This is a genomic window from Microcoleus sp. Pol17C6 (assembly GCF_036701145.1).
Classification (GTDB): Bacteria; Cyanobacteriota; Cyanobacteriia; order Cyanobacteriales; family Microcoleaceae; genus Microcoleus.
In genome coordinates this window covers 39087-60239 of the sequence record NZ_JAUBQH010000003.1, presented here as the reverse complement: position 1 = coordinate 60239, position 21153 = coordinate 39087, and the positions used below count along the sequence as shown (strand labels likewise).

At 45.0% G+C, this 21153-nt stretch carries 17 protein-coding genes and 1 pseudogene; 14 read left to right on the top strand and 4 right to left on the bottom strand.

The window, feature by feature from the left end; all coding sequences use genetic code 11:
* Positions 1-36: 36 nt before the first annotated feature.
* Positions 37-804, top strand: coding sequence for an ATP-binding cassette domain-containing protein (locus QUA25_RS02415; RefSeq protein ID WP_333035272.1), 768 nt, complete (start codon positions 37-39; stop codon positions 802-804).
* Positions 805-1057: 253 nt separating this feature from the next.
* Here QUA25_RS02415 and QUA25_RS02410 read toward each other — a convergent pair whose 3' ends face one another.
* Together QUA25_RS02410 and QUA25_RS02405 are read right to left on the bottom strand one after the other, a co-directional pair.
* A complete protein-coding gene (locus tag QUA25_RS02410) occupies positions 1058-2329 on the bottom strand; it encodes an MFS transporter (protein WP_333035271.1) in 1272 nt (423 codons plus the stop codon).
* A gap of 289 nt (positions 2330-2618) precedes the next feature.
* Complete coding sequence (locus tag QUA25_RS02405; RefSeq protein ID WP_333035270.1) at positions 2619-3131, bottom strand: DUF2808 domain-containing protein; 513 nt, start codon at positions 3129-3131, stop codon at positions 2619-2621.
* 445 nt (positions 3132-3576) lie between these two features.
* On the opposite strand from QUA25_RS02405, the gene QUA25_RS02400 reads away from it, so the two are divergent.
* The 3 genes from QUA25_RS02400 to QUA25_RS02390 all read left to right on the top strand — a co-directional run bounded on the left by QUA25_RS02400 (position 3577) and on the right by QUA25_RS02390 (position 6718).
* A complete protein-coding gene (locus QUA25_RS02400; RefSeq protein WP_333035269.1) occupies positions 3577-4725 on the top strand; it encodes a Re/Si-specific NAD(P)(+) transhydrogenase subunit alpha in 1149 nt (382 codons plus the stop codon).
* 293 nt (positions 4726-5018) lie between these two features.
* Positions 5019-5312: an NAD(P) transhydrogenase subunit alpha gene (locus QUA25_RS02395; RefSeq protein WP_006633295.1), complete on the top strand. Its 294-nt coding sequence runs from the start codon at positions 5019-5021 to the stop codon at positions 5310-5312.
* On the top strand, positions 5309-6718 hold the full coding sequence (locus QUA25_RS02390) for an NAD(P)(+) transhydrogenase (Re/Si-specific) subunit beta (RefSeq protein ID WP_333035268.1): 1410 nt from the start codon (positions 5309-5311) through the stop codon (positions 6716-6718). Before QUA25_RS02395 ends, QUA25_RS02390 begins: the two co-directional genes overlap by 4 nt.
* Positions 6719-6871: 153 nt before the next feature.
* On the opposite strand, the gene QUA25_RS02385 is transcribed toward QUA25_RS02390, so the two are convergent.
* Positions 6872-7069, bottom strand: a complete 198-nt coding sequence (locus QUA25_RS02385) for a type II toxin-antitoxin system HicB family antitoxin (protein WP_333035267.1) — start codon at positions 7067-7069, stop codon at positions 6872-6874.
* Positions 7070-7330: 261 nt separating this feature from the next.
* Between QUA25_RS02385 and QUA25_RS02380 the strand changes: the two genes are divergently transcribed.
* The gene (locus tag QUA25_RS02380) at positions 7331-8026 is read left to right on the top strand and encodes a hypothetical protein (RefSeq protein WP_333035264.1); all 696 of its coding nucleotides are present in this window, start codon (positions 7331-7333) and stop codon (positions 8024-8026) included.
* 20 nt (positions 8027-8046) lie between these two features.
* Here QUA25_RS02380 and QUA25_RS02375 read toward each other — a convergent pair whose 3' ends face one another.
* Positions 8047-8361 (bottom strand): hypothetical protein, encoded by a 315-nt coding sequence (locus QUA25_RS02375; protein WP_333035261.1) that lies wholly within the window; start codon positions 8359-8361, stop codon positions 8047-8049.
* Positions 8362-8939: 578 nt separating this feature from the next.
* Between QUA25_RS02375 and QUA25_RS02370 the strand changes: the two are divergent.
* The 9 genes and pseudogenes from QUA25_RS02370 (at position 8940) to QUA25_RS02330 (ending at position 21109) form a co-directional block, all read left to right on the top strand.
* Positions 8940-9269: pseudogene (locus QUA25_RS02370) on the top strand (DUF433 domain-containing protein).
* A gap of 56 nt (positions 9270-9325) precedes the next feature.
* A complete protein-coding gene (locus tag QUA25_RS02365; protein WP_333035259.1) occupies positions 9326-9673 on the top strand; it encodes a DUF433 domain-containing protein in 348 nt (115 codons plus the stop codon).
* A 3-nt stretch (positions 9674-9676) separates the two neighbouring features.
* Complete coding sequence (locus tag QUA25_RS02360) at positions 9677-10018, top strand: DUF5615 family PIN-like protein (protein WP_333035258.1); 342 nt, start codon at positions 9677-9679, stop codon at positions 10016-10018.
* 101 nt (positions 10019-10119) lie between these two features.
* Positions 10120-12828 (top strand): protein-arginine deiminase family protein, encoded by a 2709-nt coding sequence (locus QUA25_RS02355; protein ID WP_333035257.1) that lies wholly within the window; start codon positions 10120-10122, stop codon positions 12826-12828.
* Between the two features lie 190 nt (positions 12829-13018).
* Entirely contained in the window at positions 13019-13948 is a 930-nt protein-coding gene (locus QUA25_RS02350) for a hypothetical protein (RefSeq protein WP_333035256.1), read from the top strand.
* Positions 13949-14032: 84 nt separating this feature from the next.
* Entirely contained in the window at positions 14033-17008 is a 2976-nt protein-coding gene (gene pruA / locus QUA25_RS02345; RefSeq protein ID WP_333035255.1) for an L-glutamate gamma-semialdehyde dehydrogenase, read from the top strand.
* A 120-nt stretch (positions 17009-17128) separates the two neighbouring features.
* Positions 17129-18745: a glycosyltransferase family 39 protein gene (locus QUA25_RS02340; protein WP_333035254.1), complete on the top strand. Its 1617-nt coding sequence runs from the start codon at positions 17129-17131 to the stop codon at positions 18743-18745.
* A gap of 36 nt (positions 18746-18781) precedes the next feature.
* The gene (locus tag QUA25_RS02335; RefSeq protein ID WP_333035253.1) at positions 18782-20452 is read left to right on the top strand and encodes a glycosyltransferase family 39 protein; all 1671 of its coding nucleotides are present in this window, start codon (positions 18782-18784) and stop codon (positions 20450-20452) included.
* Positions 20453-20629: 177 nt separating this feature from the next.
* Positions 20630-21109 (top strand): hypothetical protein, encoded by a 480-nt coding sequence (locus QUA25_RS02330; protein ID WP_333035252.1) that lies wholly within the window; start codon positions 20630-20632, stop codon positions 21107-21109.
* Positions 21110-21153: the final 44 nt, after the last annotated feature.

Here is a 21153-nt window from a genome sequence, read left to right as displayed (position 1 = left end):
GCCCGTTCCACGAAAGCCATATTTTTAATTAATTAAATGCCTAATTATTCGGAAAATAATACAGAAACAAATCCTCAACTGCGAATAGACGGTGTAAGCTTGAAAACACCGATCGCCTCAAGTCATTTGTTGGAAAATATATCATTTCAGGTACAGAAGGGATCTCGCGTGGCAATTGTTGGCCCTTCAGGTGCCGGCAAAACAACGCTGTTGCGGTTGCTCAACCGGCTCAGCAGTCCCACCAGCGGCTCGATTTATCTGGAAAATACAGAATATCGCCAAATACCTGCGATCGAACTCCGCAAACACATCACCCTCATCCTGCAAGAATCCAAGCTTTTGGGAATGTCCGTGCGAGAAGCATTGGCTTATCCTTTGAAGCTACGGGGCGTGACTGCATCAAACATTGCTGAGAGAATTAGCGGGGCGATCGAACAACTGCACATACCCCAAGAATGGCTCGATCGCAGCGAATTCCAGCTTTCCACAGGCCAAAAACAGCTCGTGGCGATCGCCCGCGGCATCATCCTGCAACCAAAAATCTTGCTTTTAGACGAGCCAACATCCGCCCTAGACGCAGGAAAAGCCGCCCACCTTTTGCAAGTATTGACACAGCTAACAAACGGCCAAACCACAATTGTAATGGTAAACCACCAATTAGAATTAGCCGAGCAATTTAGCACGCAAATTCTGCATTTACAGCGCGGAAAGCTCATCGAAGATTTGCCCTCTCATCAAATAAATTGGGTGCAACTGCGGGAAAATTTAATCCAAGCAGAAGCAGAAGCTCAACAAGAATGGTGAACAAACTAAAAAACTTTTTCTGCTCCTAGATACGCGGTGGAAATCCCAGAACGTTCTTCTAAATTCGCTTGGTTTAACCTGTGGTTGCGTAATTAATTTGGATGTTTTAACCGCAGAGGGCGCAGAGGGCGCAGAGAAAGAGAAGAGGGAAAGAGAGAAGTTTACAAATTGTTGAGGATTGCTAGAGAGACAGTCAGATATTAGCTTTGGGACTGTTGTTTAATGTTGGCTTTTGTGCTTTTAGGCTAAATCCCTAGTGCGGAATTAAACCCATTTTTTGATAAAGTGGCCGGACTAAGTTTTTTAAAGCTGGCAACTGTTTGGTAAAAATTATCGAGCCTAAAATACAAAGTATACCTCCAATGATGACTGTATAGGGAGCGCCGATATAATTTGCCAATCCGCCCGCAACTAAATTCCCAAACGGTGTCACTCCAAAAAATGCCATCGTGTATATGCTCATCACTCTTCCGCGTTTGTCGTCTTCCACAATTGTTTGCAACAATGTGTTTCCTCCTGCAAATTGGATAATGAAACCAAACCCCACAAACAACATCATGATTAATGACAGCCACAAGACGCGGGACAAACCAAAACCTATCAGTCCGAATCCCATAATAGCCGGTGAAATCGCAATCAATTTGCCGAGGCCAACTATACTTTTGCGAGAAATCAAATAAATCGCCCCCGCAAATGCTCCGACTCCCGAAGATGCCATCAAAAAGCCGAGGGTTTGTGCGTCGCCTTGCAGAATTTTGGTGGCAAAAATCGGGACTAAAACTGTGTGCGACATTCCGGCAAAAGTGACTAATGCTAATAGCAGTAAAATTGCTCGAATCGGAGGAAACCCGAAGGCATAAACGAATCCTTCTTTTAATCTTTGTAAGGGTTTGGTATTAGTTGCTGCAATTTTACGGGCTTTGATCTGCATCGCTAATAAGCCTGCAATTACAGCGATGTAGCTGAGTCCATCAATGAGAAAGCAATAACTTGGCCCGACTGTAGCTATTAGCAAACCTGCAATTGCTGGGCCGATTAGTCGGGCTCCGTTGAACATGGAAGCGTTGAGGGCGATCGCATTTGCTAAATCTTCTTTCTTTTCCACGAGTTCGGGTACAAAAGCTTGCCGTGCCGGCGCGTCAAAGGCGTTAATTGCACCTTGAAAGAAACTCAGTACCACAATCTGCCAAATGTTCACGACTCCTGTTAGCGCTAAAAATGCTAGCGCTAAGGATTGAACCATCGCTAATATTTGAGTGGCAATTATGACTCGGTGGCGGTTCCAGCGATCGATTAAAACTCCTGCAAAAGGCAGTAAAATTAATGTGGGGATTTGACTTGTAAATCCCACCACCCCGAGCATCCAAGGTGAATCGCTCAAATTATAGACAAGCCACACAGTAGCGACTTGCGTCATCCAACTACCAATCAGCGAGATGCCTTGTCCTGCAAAAAACAGGCGATAATTTCTCGATCGCAGCGCTGGAGGAAGTTTTATTGTTTTGATTTTTGCTAGTAGATTCATGCGAGAGTACGGCTAGAGCAATCCTATTTGATTGGTAAACATTTTGTAGGGGTAGCGCCCCTGGGCCTACCCCTAATTAGCCAAGGGCAACCATCGAGGGGCTGCCCCTAGACTCATTATTACGAATCATTGAGAATTGCGATATGAGCCGAAGGTTCTATTTTACAACTCCCGAAAACCCGGATTTGAGTATTGTTAAATTTTTGCCAGCAGCAAAACGATCGCCACATTTAAATTTTTCTGTCGCGATCGCTTGACTAACGAGAAATTCCTTCTCCGAATCCTTCCCTCAATTAATGCTCAACAGCCAAGTACCGAGGTAACGCAGCAAGGGAACGTCGCCGGGGGTGCGGATGCGGACGTTGAAATGGTACATTCCGCCGGGAGATGGGTTTCTAACGTTGGAGAGTACAACCTCAACATTGTTGCCGGCAGCAATTGGTTCTTTGGGATAAATTTCTATGAATCGATTTTCTTTGTCCCAGATTACTTCTTGCAATTCTATTGTTTTGTCTTTGACGCGCACTTTAATGTCTTTTTGGTCAAATTCGCCTTTGTAGTAGTCTGGATAGGATATGTTCAGTTGGGCGATCGCCAAACTTACTTTTTTGGAAGGAATTCGCAGCCGATATCTATCGCCACTCATCCCGGCTGTACCGTAATCCAAGCGATAGCTTAATTGGTTGGCGCGCTCGGGGCCGCCGAAAATCGTGAATCCTGGCATGGACTGGGCTAAACTGATGGCGGGTAATCCAGCCACCAAGCAACCTGTAACCGCTAGTGCTGAAAATAATCGTCGCATAACAACTCCTCTAATTAAACTTTTGGTGAACCTTAAATATTGCTCGCCCGAAATTTGCGATCGTGCCTACAATAATATCGAATGTCTCAGCAATTTGATGAGGGCGAGCGACCGGCGGCTGAGGTCACTTTTTTTTGCGTAATTTTTGCGTAATACTGATAACAGACATTCAAACTACAGAATTAGGCGACATAAAATTATATCATAATCGGTGGCAAACTTAACAGTTTAGCGAATTTGAATGTATAAGATAAGTTAAAGATACGGGTCGAATTTGGGCGATCGGCTTTAGTATCAACGAGAGAAGTGTAGGGCAACGGCTGTTTCAATGTAAAGCAAGGCATCGGGCGATTAAAAATCGCACTTCAAGAAACCTGCGGAGGCAGGTTTTGTGTGTGTAGGCGCGGTTTCAACCGTCCTAGGAAGGCTTAAATAAGGAGAGTTCATGAAATTAGCGATCGCAAAAGAAATAGCAGCAGGGGAACGCCGGGTGGCTTTAGTACCCGACGCTGTAGCCCGATTAGTCAAACAGGGCGTCGAAGTTTGGGTTGAGGCCGGTGCCGGCGCACAATCCTTTTTCTCGGATATTGCTTACGAAGAAGCGGGAGCTCAGGTTGTCGCCGATACTGCTAGGCTGTGGGGCGAAGCCGATGTCGTCGTGAAAATCGGGGCCTTGCAAGAATCAGAAGTTCATCAACTCCGGGAAGGAGGCGTTTTCATCGGATTTTTGAATCCTCTGGGAGATCCAGCTTTAGTGCAGCGTTTAGCCGATCGCAAAGTAACGGCATTCAGCATGGAAATGATCCCGCGCACCAGCCGCGCTCAAAGCATGGATGCACTGTCATCTCAGGGTAACGTCGCCGGTTACAAAGCGGTACTGATCGCAGCCGCAGCTTTGCCAAAGTATTTTCCGATGCTGACAACGGCGGCGGGTACGATTCGCCCCGCGAAAGTATTGGTAATGGGTGTGGGCGTTGCTGGCTTGCAGGCGATCGCCACGGCGCGCCGTTTGGGTGCGGTAGTCGAAGCTTTCGACATCCGCCCAGAAACAAAAGAACAAGTGCAAAGTTTGGGCGCTAAATTCCTTGATGTCGAACTCAAGGAAGAAACCGTCGCCGCCGGAGGTTACGCTAAAGAATTATCAGAAGCCGCCAAAGAATACACCCGCCAAGTGCTCACCCAACACGTCAGCGCTTCCGATGCAGTGATTACAACCGCTCAAGTTCCCGGCAGAAAAGCACCTATTTTAGTTACTAGAGAAATGGTTTCTCAAATGAAGCCCGGATCGGTAATTGTTGACCTCGCGGCGGAACAAGGCGGCAATTGCGAATGTTCTGAAGCGGGGAAAGATGTTGAATGGAACGGCGTTAATGTCATCGGCCCGATTAATGTCCCCTCCTCAATGCCTGTCCACGCTAGCGAAACTTACTCGAAGAATATCTCCTCTTTACTTCAGTTGATGGTGAAAGATAAGGAACTCAATTTGAATTTTGAAGACGATATCATTGCTGGTGCTTGCGTCGCCCGCGACGGTGAAATTAGCAACCAGCGAGTTCGCGATGCTTTGGCAGCTCAGGCTTCAGCCGTCAGTTAGATTCTGTCGTTATGAGGCAAAGTCCGGCAAGGGTTGAAACCCCTGCCTCAAAGCTTAAGTCCTCTTAAGAGGACTGAAAAACTGGTTAAATATCTCCAGAAAAGGCTTTTTTTGTTTGGTGACTAGGGCCAGATCCCCCCTAGCCCCCTTAAGAAGAGGGGGGAACAAGAAGTATTCAAAGTCCCCCTTCTTAAGGGGGATTTAGGGGGATCGAGACTCGGCAACAAACGAGAGAGATAAAGGACTTTAGCGTTAATTTCACACCAATTACCAATTACCAATTACCAAGTGTTATGGCAGAAGGATTGATTGCAGGTTTAGTGGTGTTTACTCTAGCGTCGTTTGTGGGATTTGAAGTAATTAATAAAGTCCCACCGACGCTGCACACACCTTTGATGTCGGGATCGAATGCAATTTCAGGAATTGCGGTTTTAGGTGCAATTCTGATTTCAGGCCAAGGCAATGTGACTGTTACTTCGATTTTGGGGACGATCGCGATCGCCCTGGCCACAATTAACGTTGTCGGCGGTTTCTTAGTAACCGATCGAATGCTGCAAATGTTCAAGAAAAAAGAGGTTAAAGCGTGAGCGATTTTCTGCCCAGTGGCATTCAACTAGGTTATTTAGTTGCCGCATCTTTGTTTATTATCGGTTTGAAACAGTTGGGATCGCCCGCAACCGCGCGTCAAGGGAATGTGTTAGCTGCGATCGGGATGTTAATTGCGATCGTCGGTACGTTGCTGGAAAAGCAAGTAGTCAGCTACGAATTGATTGCTGTCGGAATTATCGTCGGTTCCATTTTGGGAACAATTATGGCGAATACCGTGGCGATGACGGATATGCCGCAGATGGTGGGTTTGCTTAACGGTTTCGGGGGCGCGGCTTCTGCACTCGTTGCTGTGGGCGAATTCTGGCGCTATCTCAGCATCCCGGAATCGCCGACGCCTGACGCGACAATCACGATCCTTTTGGGCGTGTTGATTGGCGGGATTACTTTCACTGGTAGCCTTGTGGCATTTGCGAAGCTGCAAGAATTGCTACCGGGTGCGCCGATGACGTTTCCGCTGCAACAGCCGTTTAATGCCATGCTGGCGATCGCACTTTTAGCCGGCAGCGGTTATATGCTGTTTAACCCGGAGAATGTGCCGGTATTCCTGGCTTTGGTGGCGATTTCCAATATTCTGGGAATCATGTTTGTGCTCCCGATTGGCGGTGGCGATATGCCCGTGGTGGTGTCGCTGCTTAACTCTTATTCGGGGATTGCGGCAAGTGTGGCTGGGTTCATTTTGATGAACAATATGCTGATTATCGCTGGTGCATTGGTGGGCGCGTCGGGGATTATTTTGACGCAAATCATGTGCAAGGCGATGAATCGATCGTTAGGTAGTGTGCTGTTTAGCGCCTTTGGTAGCGGTGGCGGAAGTGCTGCGGGTGCTGCTGGGGCTGCTGGTGCTACTGACAAAACTGTTCGCAGCATCAATCTCGAAGAAAGTGCGATGATGTTGGGTTATGCGCGATCGGTTGTGATTATTCCGGGTTACGGAATGGCTGTAGCGCAAGCACAGCACGCCGTGCGCGAGTTGGCCGACGGTTTGGAAAAAATGGGTGTTGACGTGAAATACGCGATTCACCCGGTGGCGGGGCGGATGCCGGGGCACATGAATGTGCTGTTGGCGGAAGCAAACGTGCCTTATCCGCAGTTGTACGATATGGACGATATCAATCCGCAGTTTGACGAGACGGATGTGGCGTTGGTAATCGGGGCTAATGATGTGGTGAATCCGGCGGCGCGTCACGATACGGCGAGCCCGATTTATGGGATGCCGATTTTGGAGGTTGATAAGGCTAAGCATACGATCGTGATTAAGCGCGGGATGAGTGCTGGTTTTTCTGGTGTAGACAATGAGTTGTTCTACAAGGATAAGACGATGATGTTGTTTGGTAGCGCTAAGGATGTGGTTGCGAAGTTGGTTTCTGAGGTGAAGCAGTTGTAGGATTTTGCAACCGCAGATTAAGGCGGATTAACGCGGATTAACGCAGATGATTAAACCCGGTTTCTCGAAGAAACCGGGTTTTTGTTTGGATTTAGTTTTGATATTAATATTCTTCAGTCGGCGGAGGCTGACTTCGTTTGTATAGTCGCGATTTCAATCGCCCACTATCAACCGATTCTTTACTTCAGAAGGATCTGCTGTCTCAAAAAATAGTTCCAGCGCCTCGATCAGATTACGTCGCGCTGCTTCTATATTGTCACCTTGGCTGGCAATATCAAGTTCTGGGCAAAGGGATATATATCCGTCGCCTTCTCGTTCCATAATTGCTGTAAACTGTTGTGTTGACTTCATAATTTGAAGTGGCGGACTGCCAAGCTCAAACAATTATAGTTTTACTTGAGATTATATCATATCTTTTGCTGTTCGGTGGAGACGGGCGATCGCCCTATACAATGCTAGCTTGGTTTAAATAGTCACGGGCGATCGGTGCTAGTCAAATATACCTGCGATCGGAGATTTTTTAAATATAAGGAAATCCTAAAGAATTAATATAACTGCAAAAATTGTACTAACCTTAGAGCTAACGTCAATTAAATTAAAAAATTTTCAACTATGTCAGATCAACCTTTTAATATCCGCCAACTAAATGACCTAGATTATGACGAAGCAGAACCACTCCTGGAAGATTATCAGGAAACGCTAATCGAGCTATTTGTCAATTCTCCCGAAGGAGAAGAATACTGTAAAACTTATCCAGACGTTGGATTTTGGATCTCGCAGTTCATTTATTACGGTTTCGGCTATGAAGGTTTTACGCTGCCTCGCATGAAAGTGGAAGATGTGGCAACTGTAGTCGAAGAGTTGTTTCCCAGGAAAGTGAGTTTGCTTTCGCCGGAAGAAGGTGAAAATGCTATCCCGGAATTATTGGCGTTCTGGCAATTTTTGAAGCGAGAATTTAAACTGCGAAATGCCACTTCAATTATCAAATACCTGCGGGATATCGAGCCGGAATTTAAGGAGATTATGGAAGATTCCTCTAAATTTGGATTTGCCAAATCCTTTGTAACGCTCGGTCATCAAGCAGGGTTTGATATGAGTACGGGGGAAGGTCTAACACAATTTCAGGAGATATATAATGCTAGCATTGCTCCTATAATTGCAGCTAAAAACTCCGATACATCGGGATTTTCCAGCAACCCGATAAGTGGTAGTGCTGTCAATGGATCTAAAGCAAGTAAAGAAAAACAAAAAAAAGCAAAAAATACGGCGGCTGAATCGAGAAAACGCAACCGCACTAAGAAAAAATGAGGTTTAGCAAGTATCTATCCTCACTTCACTCTTCTTCTGATTCTTCTCAGCATCTTGTTAGCTTCTTCCCTCCCGCGAAACTTCCAAACTAATAAATAACACATTAAACAAAACCCGAAGATTCCTAACACGATCGCACTTTCTTCCGGTGAGTTGGTAGTTGGAGCGAACTTCCCACTCTTCGGACTTGCTTGGATGTTGTTAGTTCGCTCGACCGTTCGATCGCCCTCTTGCAAGTTAAAATTGTGTTGTTCAATCGCATTACTATTTTTAAATTTTCGATCTATTTTTTGAAATGACTTCGCCTGTTCGCAGCTTGTTAAGGATAATCCCATAAGGATAAAAATTAGGAAATAACAGGGCGATTTCACGATTTTTACTTCCATTTATGGAGAAAGCGACTAAATGAATATAAGACTGACTCGTGGGAAGGCAGAAACCGGGTTTTTTGCGAAAATACTTCGTATACAGCCACAAATTCCCTGAAAAACCCGGTTTCTTTGGTCTGAGTGCGCGGTCAGAAACCGGGTTTTTTGCGAAATACTTCGTACACAGCGACCGATTATCTAAAAAACGCGGTTTCTTTGGTCTGAGTGCGTAATTCCTGCGAATAATTTCTACAATAGCGGTGTATGATTTTCTCGATCGCACATTAATACGATCGTACCATTTTTTTCAAGTCGCAGCTACGGGTAAGGAATCAGTATTGCCGAGATATGGTAACAAAACGGGCGATCGCGCTGATTCAAGCGCTATAATCTAGCTGATAGATTGCATTCAAATTCTGTTGGTTAATTGCAGATATTTGTCAGGATACGGCACTGCCGTATCCCTACCCGAATTGTTTGTAGGGACAGGGCACTGGGGTGTACTCTAACCTGGATGTTATTCCATCTTAATTAGATATCAAACAATGACACTCAAAGAATTAGAAAAAAAACTACTTGCTTTAACTCCTAGTGAAAAAAAAATCAGGCAATACAGCTATTAGCTCAAAGTTTAAGCAATACTTGGCAAGGAATAGAAAATAACTCAGGGCGTGTGCGGTGGCGATGCTAGAATCGCCAAAACTAGCATACCTATTTGGTCGTTAGTAAATTATCGCCATCTGGGTGCAACAGATGTGCGAATTTTGCAAGATTTTCCTCATTTGAGTGCAGCAGATTTGGCAAATGCTTGGGCTTATGCTGAGGCACACCCAGAGGAAATTGAAGCAGCGATCGCGAGAAATGAGGAAGCCTAAAACATGGCGGAATTTTGCTATAATCTAACTAATATCAAATCCGATCGATCACACTTATGACTATACAAGAATTAGAAACTCAAGTTTTAACCTTAAATGCGGTTGATAAAGCTAAACTAATCAGCATCCTAACTCAAACTTTAACCAACGGTTCTCTAGGCATTAAAAAAACTCCTGGTGTGTGCGGAGGCGATGCTTGTATCGGCAATACTCGCATACCAGTTTGGTCACTGGTGTGCGATCGACGTTTAGGTGCTTCCGATGGTATTATCCTAGAATCATTTCCCGATCTAACCGCCGCTGACTTGGTAAATGCGTGGGCTTATGCTGATGCTTACCCAGAGGAAATTGAACAGGCAATTAGAGAAAACGATGAAGTTATGGAAGAAAGCGAGGTTTATTAAAAGTTGGCACGTTGTTACACAGATGAAAACTTCCCGCTAGCAGTGGTAGAATTACTGCGGGCTTTGGGTCACGATGTATTAACAGCAAGGGAAGCAGGGAATGCAAATCTTCAAATTTCAGACGAAGATGTGTTAGCTTTTGCTGCGAGCAATTCCCGAACAGTTTTAACGCGAAATCGCCGTCATTTCATGCGATTACACATTCAAAACTCTGACCATAGTGGTATTGTTGTTTGCACGGAAGACCCAAATTTTGAAAGGCTGGCGACGCGAATTAATGAGGCTATTTCTGCGATCGATACTTTGAACGGTAAATTGATTCGAGTTAATCGTCCTTCGACATGAAAAAAAGCCGATCGCCCTTCCCGACCCAACAACCTTATAATTAAATCCCCCATTGCTCCCAATATTAGGTAAAATTATTGGCGTGTCTGAGGATAAACTATATGCGCTGGGTTCGATATATTGCGATCGCGATCGTCAATGGTTTCGGTGTCGTCATCGGTATTATTTGGGTTGCAGTCCCCACAACAGTGGCTCAACCTTCCCTAAACTACCAACTCGCACTCTCTGCGCGACAGCCAGACGGCGAAACTCCGCAATCCCTCCCCGAACTCTACAAATTGCGCGATCGGCTGAAAGTACAATTAGATAACCTTGCCAAAACTCCCGACAGCGCCCCGTTTCCTGCTGAACTTTGGAAATCAGCAATCCACCGTCAGCAATCTCAAACTCTGACGCAGCAACTCAAAAACGTTCAAAGTCAGATTCAAATTGAAGAAAGAGCCAAATATAATTGGGACGATGCTGCTAAATTAGCCGCCCAAGCAGTCTTAATTGGACGCACTTCTAATCCTTCTTCTGCTACTTGGGAAGAGTCCCAGCGGCTGTGGCAGTTGGCTATCAATACGCTGCGACTCATTCCTCACGATTCTTTTTTGGCCGATGGGGCGATCGACAAAACCATCGAATACCAAGGAAACCTCAGTGTCGCTACCTATGAAATGCAAGTTGCACGTTCTGTTGAGAAAGTTAGAGCCGAGGAAGAAGAGATAAGAGAGCGAGCCCGCAAAGAGCAAGAGAAAAAAGAATTTGCTCGTCGAGAAATAGAGAGAAAAGAGCAAGAGAAAAAAGACCGGGCTAGAAAAGAACTAGAAAGGCAAGAATTCCAAAGGCAAGAATTAGCCCGTAAAGAACTTGAAAGGCAAGAATTAGCCCGTAAAGAACTTGAAAGGCAAGAGTTTGAAAAGCAAGAATTAGCCCGTAAAGAACTTGAAAGGCAAGAGTTTGAAAAGCAAGAATTAGCCCGTAAAGAACTTGAAAGGCAAGAAGCAGCCAGAAAAGAACTGGAAAGACAAGAACTTGAAAAGCAAGAGTTAGCCCGACAAGAACTTGAAAGGCAAGAACTTGAAAGGCAAGAGTTAGCCAGACAAGAACTTGAAAGGCAAGAGTTAGCCAGACAAGAATTAGCCAGACAAGAACTTGAAAGACAAGAGTTAGAGAGAAATCAGCAAGCAACTTCTCAACCAACTCCTGAATCAACTGCAACGCCAACTCCCGCCCCAGTTACGCCGGCTGCGTCACCGCCGAACTTTTTCTTTGCGGGAGATACCAACAGAGATGGCCAAATTAACGAGCAGGACGAAGCCGGAAAAGAACAATGGTCTTTGTCCAAGGGCGCGCTCATTTTATTTAACGATCGCAATAACGATCGCGGCAAGATACCGACTTGGAAACAAACCAAAGTTAGCGCTCCCCGCCGTGCAGCAATGCTTTCTCAAGTTAACTTAACACTGTCGGAAAACTTCAAAACCTCTCAGTTATTTATCACTGCTGACAGCATTGCTAGCCCTCACATCAGCGTTTTTCAGAAGACGGGCGACGGCTGGCAACCTGTAGATATATCCGGTGCTAAACCTCTAGTTTTCAGCACGAATATTGTTTTAGGTGTCGAAGCCAAACAATTTGCAGATCGCAATTGGAACGGCACTGTAAATCTCAAAGCAACTGCCCAAAATAACGGTCAAGAAATTGCCTCCACCACAATCCAAATGGGCGTTAGTCCTTGGATGATAGCGCCCAATACAGCACCAGTAACCGAAGTTCAGGTCAGCGACAGAGGCGCGGTAAACAGCGAATTTATCTCGCAACTAAAACAAGCAGTAGAACCCACGGGCGCTAAAGTAAAAATTCTCCAGGGCGATCGCACTTGGATGCAAGATACCCAGAAAAACGGCTACGTTCAATTGCCAGAAAAATCGGATCTACGCCTGTTTAATGTAGCCCTAAAAAGCAATACCGAACCAGAGAAAAACCCGCCTGTTAAATCAACTCAAGACCGGGATTTGAAAGTATTTAAAATTGGCAATCCTCGTTCTCTAGACCCTGTAAGTCAGTGGTCTGACGGATACGGCAATTTGCAGGTGACACCGCCGATTCCCGGACACCCAATGGGTCGAGTTTATTACGGGAATTCGGGAAATGCTAGTTTTAATCCAGAGGTACTTGATTTTATTCAAGCTCAGAGAATTCAAGGGCCGCCAGTGGATATTGATACTTCTTGGCTTTTGACTCGCCAAGTCGATGAAATTATCAATTTTATTCCCACTCAAACTCCCGGACAATATGTAATGGCGATCGCCAGTCCCGAAGCCGGAGTTAAGCTGTTGGAAGAATTGGAGGGAAGAGGTTACGGGGATGTGACGATTAATCGTGGTTTGAGCACTCAAACAACTGTCAGCGCCGCCTTGCAAAACCGTGCTTTAATTCAACACAATCTCTATTTGCAAAATCAGAAACTGAATCCGATTATAGAGAAGTTGAAAAGAGAATTTTTACTCCGAGACGACCAAATTATTCAAGTTCCGGTGATGTTTGGCTACAGCGGTTATGCTTGGTGGCCTAATATGGTCAATTCGGTGCCAGTTAACGGCAAATTGTTAGTTTCAAATCCGCGCGGGCCAATAATTGAGGGTGTAGATTACACTCAGGAAAGATTGCGGCAACTGCTGCTTCCTGCTGGCGTCAGCGTTAGTTTTCTGGATGACAGGTATTATCAAGGATTGAAAGGAAACGTGCAGTCGGCGACGAATACTGTGAGGAAGCCAGAAGACCGGCCTTTTTGGCAGTCTTTGCCTAATACTGGAGCCCAGTAGTAATTTGCGATCGCAATTTGTACTCAATATTTACAGAAAATTGGTAAATTGCGATCGCCCCAGCAGATAGATTTCTCGATAGACACGGACGGCAATTTGTCAAGAGCATTGCCGTAGTTGTTCAGTGCAGGCGATCGCACCAGTAACGTAAAATGTCTAAAAGCGGTCTTTGTAAAATAAATTTAGCCCCATGAGCGACGAACAGGAAAAAAAACAAATTTTGACTCAGCAACCGGAAACAATTTCCACTGCCAGTGATGAGTTCGATCGCAGTGAAATTGCCAGTGGCGATTCAACTTCCGCACCCCTAGAAACTCCCGCAGAAATTGTTGCGCCCAAAGATATTTCAGCGCCAATCGACGAGGCCGAAACAATTCCAATTGCCACCGATAGCGCGCCGGCAACAACTCAACTTGCAAGTTATCCGCCTCCAACAATTCCTACTGCCAACCCCGAACCAAAACCAGCTCGATCCTGGCAAATTTTAGCAGTTTTTCTCAGCGGAATGTTAGTCGGTTCCGTCCTTAGTCTCGGCAGTTTGATAGCGTGGAGAATGTATCAGGAAAGAGCGAACCTGCAAATCAAACTACCCGCTGACGTACCCCTCCCCGAAAGCCCTCCGCCTGTCGCAACAGCGCCCGCCAGCCGCCGGCCCGGACTTCCCCCAGCACCTGGAACTCGACTGCCCGCCACAATCTATCCGTCGCCCCGTCCCACTCAAATACCCTCTGTGTCTGGCGTTCCCCAACTTGCTTCGCCGTCACCCTCGGCGTCGCCGTTGCCTTCTCCAACTCCAACTCCAACTCCCCCTGCGGTTGAAACCCCTGTAACCGAGCGAGTTTACTTTCAAGCCGGTGCTACGGGAACTACTCTGAGCAATAGTTTGCGAGCCAACATATCCAGGCGCTACTTACTGGAGTGCAATAGCGGCCAAAGCATGACAATAAATGTTCAAGAAGGTCAAGTTAGCGCCGCAATTATTGCTCCTAACGGTGAAAATTTAGGTACTGCTGATAGCACAGGTCAGTGGCAAGGTCAACTAGCCAGTAGCGGCGATTATACTATTGAAATTTCAGGCGATCGCCAAGCAAACTACCAAGTTAAAATTGAAGTCAAATAGCAACTATAATTGTATCAGGGGGTATTTACAAAATACATAAAGTCCCCCTGTAGCTAATTACAAATTACAAATTACTTATTACCAATGATCGCACAAGTATCTGAAAACATCTACGAAGAAAAAACTCAAGAAATTGCCAAAGAAATATTGCGGGCAACTCAAGAGAAAAAGCGCTCTTTTTTCGGTCAACTGCAAGACCAAATGCGCTGGGACGACAAACTCATGGATTGGGCGATGGCTAGCCCCGGACTGCGGGTGCAGTTGTTTCGATTTATTGACTGTTTGCCGGCCCTCCGCAGCAGGCCGGAAATTGCCCGCCACTTGCAAGAATACCTGACCGCCCAAGAGGTAGAATTGCCCGAAGCATTGAAAAAATTGCTCAACTTTGCTACCCCTGATTCGGTTCCGGGTCAATTGGCGGCGACGACGGTTGCGCCTGCTGTGGAAACTTTGGCGCACAAGTATATTTCTGGGGAAAATATCAAGCAGGTAATTAAAACCTTAGAGCGACTTCGCAAAGATAAAATGGGTTTTACAGTTGACCTTTTGGGGGAAGCTGTTATCACTGAAGCTGAGGCGCAAATTTATCTTAACCGCTATTTGGAATTGATGGAGGAACTCGCGAATGCAGCGAAGAATTGGCCGCAAGTAGATGCAATTGACAAAGCTGACGGCGAAACTCTGCCACGAGTGCAAGTATCCGTAAAGTTAACGGCTTTTTATTCTCAGTTTGACCCGTTGGATGCTAAAGGTAGCGAGGAGAAAGTAAGCGAGAGAATTCGCCTGTTACTGCGCCGCGCGAAGGAGTTGGGAGCGGCTGTTCATTTTGACATGGAACAGTATGCTTACAAAAGTTTAACTCTGACAATTCTCAAAGACTTATTGTTAGAGGAAGAGTTTCGCAGTCGCACGGATATTGGAATTACATTGCAAGCATATTTGCGCGACAGTGCCCAAGATTTGCGAAACCTGATTTCCTGGGCAAAAAAACGCGGAAATCCGGTAACAGTGCGGCTGGTAAAAGGCGCTTACTGGGATCAGGAAACTATCAAAGCGATGCAGAAAGATTGGCCGCAGCCGGTCTACAATGACAAAGTTACTACAGATGCAAATTTCGAGCAGATGACGCAGTTGCTGCTAGAAAATCACGAATATTTGTATGCAGCTATTGGCAGTCATAATGTGCGATCGCAAGCGAGGGCGATCGCCATTGCCGAAACTCTCAATATACCGCGCCGCCGCTTTGAAATGCAAGTGCTGTACGGCATGGGCGACAAATTGGCTAAGCTTTTGGTCGATCGGGGTTATCGCGTTCGAGTCTACTGCCCCTACGGTGATTTGCTGCCGGGAATGGCTTATTTGATCCGCCGTTTGCTGGAAAATACCGCCAACAGTTCTTTCATCCGGCAAAGTTCCGAAGAAATGCCGATCGAACAATTGTTAGCCGCGCCCGTTGCTAACGGAAATGACCAGCTAGTTTACAGCAAAGTATTTCCCAACGTTGCCGATACCGACTACGCCAATACCAAATTGCGGCAACAAGCAGAAACAGCCATCAAATCAGTGCGGGCTAACTTAGGTAAAACCTATTTACCGCTAATTAATGGCGAGTACCAAAATACTGAAGCAACAGTTAACTCTCTCAACCCTTCCAATCCCACAGAAGTAGTTGGCAAAATCGGATTGCTTTCCGAAGAACAGGCCAAACAAGCCCTGGAAGCAGCAAAAGCAGCCTCCACCAGTTGGCGGAAAACCCCCGTTCGCCAGCGCGCCGGCGTCCTCCGCAAAGCCGCTGAGTTGATGGAACAGCGGCGGCACGAACTGTCAGCTTGGATGGTGTTTGAAGTCGGCAAACCCGTCAGAGAATGCGATGCCGAAGTTTCCGAAGCTATAGATTTTTGCCGCTACTACGCAGACGAAATGGAACGGTTAGAACAAGGGAAAAATTACGACATTCCCGGAGAAACTAACCGCTACACCTATCAGCCGCGCGGCATTTCTTTAATCATTTCGCCTTGGAATTTCCCTCTCGCAATTCCCGTTGGCATGACAGTTGCCTCCCTGGTGGCAGGTAATTGTACTTTGCTCAAACCTGCGGAAGTTTCATCAGTAATTGCAGCAAAAATCACAGAAATTTTGCTAGAAGCTGGCATTCCCAAAGGCGTATTTCAATACGTGCCTTGCAAAGGTTCAACCGTCGGCGCTTACATGGTGAAACATCCCGACGTTCACATGATTACTTTCACCGGTTCTCAGGAAGTGGGCTGTCAGATTTATGCCGATGCTGCGATTTTACAGCCGGGACAAAAACACCTGAAACGAGTAATTGCGGAAATGGGCGGCAAGAATGCAATTATTGTCGATGAAAGTGCGGATTTAGACCAAGCAGTTGCAGGCGTAGTTTATTCGGCATTTGGCTACAGCGGCCAAAAATGTTCCGCTTGTTCGCGAGTAATTGTGGTCGAATCAGTGTACGATAATTTTGTGGCAAGATTGGTAGAAGCGACGCGATCGCTCAATGTCGGCCCTGCAGAAAATCCCGGCACTCAAGTGGGCCCTGTGATCGATGCAAATGCCCAGTCGCGCATCCGCGAATACATCGAAAAAGGTCGCGCCGAAGCTAAAATAGCTTTAGAAATGCCGGCACCGGAAACCGGTTATTTTGTTGGCCCAGTCATTGTTACGGAAGTATCCCCGACAGCAACTATCGCCCAAGAAGAAATTTTCGGCCCAGTTTTGTCGGTGATGCGGGCAAAGAATTTCAGCGAAGCGATTGCGATTGCTAACGGTACAAATTTTGCTTTAACCGGCGGATTGTATTCTCGCACGCCTTCGCATATCGATCGAGCAGCATCGGATTTTGAAGTTGGAAACCTGTACATCAATCGCGGAATTACCGGCGCTGTGGTATCGCGGCAACCTTTCGGAGGATTCAAACTTTCGGGGGTTGGTTCTAAAGCGGGTGGCCCGGATTATTTGCTGCAATTCCTCGAACCCCGCACCATAACCGAAAATATTCAGAGGCAAGGTTTTGCGCCGATTGAAGGAGTAGATGATTAATCTTAAATTCGTTTGATTAAGATTTGATACCCGACTTCTTAAAGAAGTCGGGTATATGCTATCTTGGTTCAAAGAAGTCGGGGCTGGGCTATTCTGTTGTTATAATTGAATTTATTTAAAATGGAATATACAAAAAATGGTGCTAGGCTAAATTATCACCATCCTTCACTTGGCAAGTGGATGAGAGTTTTAATGATAGTTATATTAGTCCTGGGTATATTTTTTCGTTTCGCCAATCTCGAAAAAAAAGTTTACTGGCTAGACGAAGGTTACACTTCACTGCGGATTTCGGGTTATACAGAATCTGAATTTATTCAAGAGTTTGGTGACGGTAAAATCAAGGAAATAAAAACTCTACAAAAGTACCAGCGAATAAATACAGAGAAAAGCGTTTTTGACACCGTAAAAGGATTGGCATTAGAAGAGTCTCAACTTACTCCCCTGTACTTTGTCGCAGTGAGATTCTGGGTGCAACTGTTTGGAGATTCAATCGCAGTAACTAGAAGTTTGTCGGCGGTTTTTAGCGTGCTGGCATTACCTTGTATGTATTGGCTATGCTTAGAATTATTTGAGTCATCGGTGACAGCTTGGTTAGCAGTTGCCATAATAGCTGTATCGCCTTTTCAGGTAGTTTATGCTCAGGAAGCTCGACCTTACAGTTTGTTTGTCATGTTAATTTTAATGTCAAGCGCGGTCTTGCTACGAGCAATGCGCCTAAAAACTAACAGTAGTTGGGCAATTTATGGTGTAACATTAGTAGTTGGATTTTATTCTCACCTCTTATTTGGAATAGTTGCAATAGGACATGGAATCTATGTATTAGTTATCGAAAAATTCCGGTTTAACAAGACGGTAATTGGCTATTTGCTAGCATCAATAACAGGATTGATTGCTCTGTCTCCTTGGATTATAGCTTTTATAAAAAACTCGGGCAATGCCACTGATAAAACATCCTGGCTGTCTCTGAGAAGACCTATTTCAGAATTGATAAAAAGTTGGGTATTGAACATTACCAATCAATTTTTTGATGTGGGATTTTACTGGAATTTGTCACGACCATATTTGATATCTACTCTGCCAGTTATTTTAATGATTTTAATAATGGTAGGGTATTCTTTTTATTTACTTGTATGTAAAACGAAAATGCGAGTTTGGTTGTTTGTTGTGACATTAACGTTCGTGATAGTAGGATTTTTATTACCAGCGGACTTAATTAGGGGAGGGATTCGATCTGTCAACACTCGTTACATGATTCCCTGTTATTTAGGAATCCAGATATCTGTGGCTTATTTTTTTACTCAAGTTCAAGTTACAGCTCAATTACAAAAGCTGTGGAGATTAGCTCTCGTTGTTCTGCTCTCAATGGGAATTGCGTCTTGCTGCCTCTATGTGTCAGCAGATAATTGGTGGAATAAATCTGGCTCTCTTCTTAACGTTTCGATCGCCCGTACAGTCAACTCAGCTTCTAAGCCATTAATCATAACAGACTTTTCAGAGTATATTGTATGGGATATCGGCAATTTACTCGGTATGAGTCACCAACTCGATCCCAAAGCTAAATTATTACTAATGCCACCTAAAAATAATGTTGAAATCCCGGAGAATTTTAACGAGATTTTTTTGTACAGTATTTCTCGCGAATTAAAGACAAAAATTGCCAAAAGTAATCAATATAAAATACAAACAATCTATGCGGAAAATGACGAAATTATCCTAGGCAAAATAGTCAACAAATGATGTTTTATATAGCAAAAGCAGGTGAGCTTGTTTAAAATGGAATTTCCGAAAAATTGCGATCGACTAAATTCTCATAACCCTTCACTTGACAAGTGGCTGCGATTTTTTATTATCGCCGTATTAGTCATAGGTATTTTATTTCGCTTCGCCAATCTCGATCGCAAATTTTACTGGATCGACGAAACATATACTTCTTTGAGAGTTTCTGGCTACACTGAAGCCGAAATAATCAAACAAATTTCCTACCAGAAAATAACCTCGCCTGCAGATTTACAAAAATATCAGCAGATAAATTCCGAAAAAACTTTAAGGGATACCCTGAATTCTTTAGTAACAGAAGACCCCCAACACCCGCCTCTGTATTATGTACTAGCGCGATATTGGGCGCAATGGTTCGGCAGTTCCGTTGCCGTAATGAGAAGTTTGGCCGCCGTGATTAGCCTGCTAGTATTTCCCGCAATTTATTGGCTGGCTTGGGAGTTATTTGAATCTTCAGCCGTAGCGTGGATGGCGATCGCAATTTTCGCCATTTCTCCCTACCACATCCTATTTGCCCAAGAAGCAAGACAGTACAGTTTGTGGACATTAACTACTATTTTATCTAGTGCGGCCTTGCTGCGAGCAATGCGCTCTGACGAAACTCAAAATGCTGTCGCCCTCGTTCTTTCCTGGGCGCTTTATGCAGGCACAGCAACACTGGGATTGTACACCCACTTGTTATTTGTCTGCGTCGCTGCCGCCCACGCAATCTACGTCGCAGTTATTGCCAACTGGCGCGATGTGAAAACATTCATTTCCTATTATGTAGCAGCTTTAATCGCTTTGATCTGCTTCATGCCTTCCCTCGTAAATACTGTAGAAAACTTCAATCAAGTTAGAAGCACAACTGTATGGGCAGAACAAACAAATTTCTTAAGATTAGTCAGCAGGTGGGTTGGTTCCATCACCATAGCATTTTTTGATATTGGCATTGATGGAACTGCCAACGCTACACAACTAGCCTTGGTAATTCCAGTTGGAATCATGGTTCTAGCTTTAGTCAGCTATGCCCTTTATTATCTATGCCGACAAACACCAAAGCGAGTGTGGTTGATTGTATTGTTATTAATTGCAACAACTGCTTTGTTTTTAGTAGTACCTGATCTAATCAAGGGTGGAAGGCGCTCAGCAAATCCGCGATATTTAGTTCCTTGTTATGTGGGAATTCAGCTAGCAGTGGCTTACCTGCTGTCTGCGAAAATTAGTAACAATTTGGAGAACTTCAAACAGCAAAAACTCTGGAAAATAGTTATAGTTGGAGTTTTTTTCGCAGGTATTGTATCCGGTGGAGTTAGTTCTCAAGCAGATATTTGGTGGAATAAAGGTAGCGGTTGGTTGCGTGCCTTGGAAGTAGCCACGACTGTCAATTCTACCAGCAATCCCCTGATAATCAGCGATACCAACATTGCATACATCATGCCTTTAAGTTATCACCTGCAACCCAAAGTCCAACTGCTAATAGAACCTCGCTGTTACACTTCTTGCTACAAAAATCGAGAATTGGCAAAGAAAAAACCCCAACCCCCGCAAATTCCCGGCGGTTTCAGTGAGTTGTTTTTATACAGACCGTCCCCTACTTTGCGATCGGCAATTCAGCAACAAAACTATCAAATAGAGCGGGCTGACGCTAATGTTGAGCTTAGTCTGTGGAAAATTACCAAGAAATAATCTCAAACATTAAGGCAAAAAACACGGGTGGGCTGCCAAAAAATAAATGTCTTATTCACTGCGACATACTGACCATAAACGCCATTTTTGGAAGTATGTCGCAAGTATAGTTCGATAGGTTTGCTTTTCGTGGTAAGCTAAAAGTTAACAATAAAAAAATAACATCAAAAATCTCAAATGACAGTCACTGAAACCTCCAACATTCGTAAACTGCTGTGCGATCCAGACTTAGGGCTGATTCCTCACCTAGAAAAGTGCCTGAAAGATTTGCACTCATCTGCGATCGCAAGTGGAGAGAAATTCAAGGTAGAACCTTACGATATAGAACTCAAAAGCTGCCACACCCAGAAGCATCCCAACGACCAAAAACCCCTCGTCACCCAGTCAGTGTTAATAAAAGTTCCCCTGACTGGGAAAGTTGAAGACAAGATGCACCTATATCTGATCGCAACTGAGTTGCAGAACCAAATCGACTTCAAAATTATCGACTGGAGTGCCTTAGAACGCCGCCAATACGATATTCAGGGCATCCCTTTAAAGCAGCCGATCACCAAAATAGATGGGCAGATGAATTACGAGTTAGTATTCGATCGACCTAGCTACTGCTGCATCACCCTGTGCCGCCAATTTGACTTAACTTACGCCGCCAATTTTTAATACCAATTATGAAAAGTAGGGACACGACATTGCGTGTCCGGCGC